This window comes from Nocardia seriolae NBRC 15557, assembly GCF_007990715.1.
In the GTDB taxonomy this organism is placed as follows: domain Bacteria; phylum Actinomycetota; class Actinomycetes; order Mycobacteriales; family Mycobacteriaceae; genus Nocardia; species Nocardia seriolae.
Window position 1 is genome coordinate 1 of record NZ_BJWY01000251.1, and the last position, 2,094, is coordinate 2,094.

A 2,094-nucleotide genomic window follows, 5' to 3' on the forward strand; every position below is an offset into this window, starting at 1 on the left:
TTGGAGTCAAAGGTCCTCGCGCTCAACGGAAACAATATATTCGACGCCGCCAATTTGCGCCGATGCGTTTCATCGGCTACGGTGCCCGCGAAATCCAGAGAGAACAATTTCTCTCTACGCCTGCGGGCGTTTGAGCACGATCGCCGACGCGCGAGCACGAACCTCGTCGCGGGTGCGGCCATTGTGGTCGGCGGCGAGGAAATGGTTTCCGATGGCCAGGCAGAAGGCGAGCAGGCTGCGGGCCTCGACCTCGTCCGGGTCGGAGCAGAAGGTGCCGATCATCTCGCGCGCGAGTTTCATGCGCTCGTTGTCGACCCGGCGCAGTCGCTCCGCCACCGCCTCGTCGCGGCGAGCCCAGTCCCGAATCGCCAGATCCACGCCGACCAGCCGATCACCCAGCGTCAGCCGCCCGGCCAGTGCGATCTTCTCGCGCGAATCGTCCACCCGTTTCACCGCCTCGAGCACCTCGTCGACGCTCTCGCGCTCCCACTCGTCCAGCATCGCGACCAGTAGCGCATTGCGGTCGGCGAAATAGCCGTAGAACCCACCCTTGGTGACGCCGAGCGCCTTGGCCAGCACCTCGACCCGGACCGCCTCCACCCCACTGGCGGCCAACGTCCGCAGACCCTCCTCGACCCATGCCTCACGCGGCGTGCGGGCCACACCCATCAGATGACTCCTCTCGCATCCCACGGTTCTATACGGTACCGTACAGGAGGGTCTATTGTTCCCTGATATACGTTGCCGTATATCAGCGGGAAAGGACCCGACGATGAGACTCCCACCGACCCAACCGCGCGCAACTGGTACCGAACCACGTTCGGGGAGAGGGCAAATGATCAAGTGGTCCGGTTGGCTCATCACCCTGTTCGCCTCCGCGCACACGATCCTCGCCCTGACCTTCGAGAAGGCCGCGCGGCACGCCGGGACTTGGTTCAGCGGCGGGCTGTGGGGCGAGGACCTCTCCGCGATGAGCCCGGCGAACAGCGCCTATTGGCTCAGCCTCTACAGCTTCGGCCCACCGCTCATCCTGGTCGGACTGATCGTGCTGTGGCTCGACCGCCGACACATCACCCCGCCCGCGTTCCTCGCCTGGGCGCTGGGCGCCTGGACCGTGGTCGGCGCGGTGGTCCTGGTGACCACGCCCTGGCCGATCCTGTTGATCGCCGAAATTCTACTGCTGGCCGGAATCCACCGGAACACCGGGCCGGTGCTCGAAGCCGAGCCGAGATGACCGATGCGGCAACGACTGTGACGCCGGAGAAGAGCGTCACGGTGAATATCGCACGGCCATGGGCGCTTCGGACCGCGGTGGTCGCCGCAACGATCACCGCCGTACTGCACACCTTCGCGCAGGCGACTCCGATCATCGACGCGCTGATGACCCACAACGCCACGGCCGAGTCCCAGCAGGGCCTGCGAATGATGTGGCACGGCATGTCGGCGATCGTCTGGACCTATCCGGTCGCCCTGCTGCTCCTGGCTCGCATGCCCGCAGCCGTGACCAGGCCCGCACTCGGCTACCTCGCGCTGCTGAACGGCGCTCAGGCGGTGCTGTACCTCGCGGCGGGTCTGTGGACCGACGGCGCATCCGGGTTGAAGTCGTTGCCCCAGTGGATATTCCACGCCGTCGTGGCCGGACTGGCCCTGTCGGCCCGGCCACCCCGTCCGCCCGAATTCGCACAGCCACCGGTCCGCCGTCATCGGTGGCAGCGAATCGTGCTGTGGCTCAGCCTGATCGTCGGGTCCCTCAACGCAATCGTCCACACCGTCCTGGCCACCTCCCAGGGCTGGCCCGTCGCGCTGCTGGACAGCGACACCCCCTCCCCGGCGAAGCCATCACTCTACGCGACGTGGCTGTTCAGCTGCGTCGTATTCATCGCGGTACCGGCGACCGTGGCGTGGTCGCTGCGGTCCGACCCGGCAGCGGCGCGCTTCATCGTGCGCTACACCGCCGCCCTGGTGGCGACCCTCGCGGTGTCCTGGTCCGCCGCAATGGTTTTCGGACTCGGCCACGACCTCACCCCGATCGGCCCCCTGTCCCTGACCCTCCTCGCCACCCTCACCGCACTCGGCACACCACCCCGCTAGTAC

3 protein-coding genes are annotated in these 2,094 nt (G+C 66.9%); 2 read left to right on the top strand and 1 reads right to left on the bottom strand.

What is annotated here, in order from left to right; all coding sequences use genetic code 11:
• Positions 1 to 114 precede the first annotated feature (114 nt).
• The gene (locus tag NS2_RS35520) at positions 115 to 669 is read right to left on the bottom strand and encodes a TetR/AcrR family transcriptional regulator (RefSeq protein ID WP_033091750.1); all 555 of its coding nucleotides are present in this window, start codon (positions 667 to 669) and stop codon (positions 115 to 117) included.
• 166 nt (positions 670 to 835) lie between these two features.
• Here NS2_RS35520 and NS2_RS35525 point away from each other — a divergent pair, with 166 nt between their 5' ends.
• Both NS2_RS35525 and NS2_RS36620 read left to right on the top strand, forming a co-directional pair.
• Positions 836 to 1,234 (top strand): DUF6463 family protein, encoded by a 399-nt coding sequence (locus tag NS2_RS35525; RefSeq protein WP_045438115.1) that lies wholly within the window; start codon positions 836 to 838, stop codon positions 1,232 to 1,234.
• A complete protein-coding gene (locus tag NS2_RS36620; RefSeq protein ID WP_096490596.1) occupies positions 1,231 to 2,091 on the top strand; it encodes a hypothetical protein in 861 nt (286 codons plus the stop codon). The genes NS2_RS35525 and NS2_RS36620 overlap by 4 nt, the downstream gene beginning before the upstream one ends.
• Positions 2,092 to 2,094: the final 3 nt, after the last annotated feature.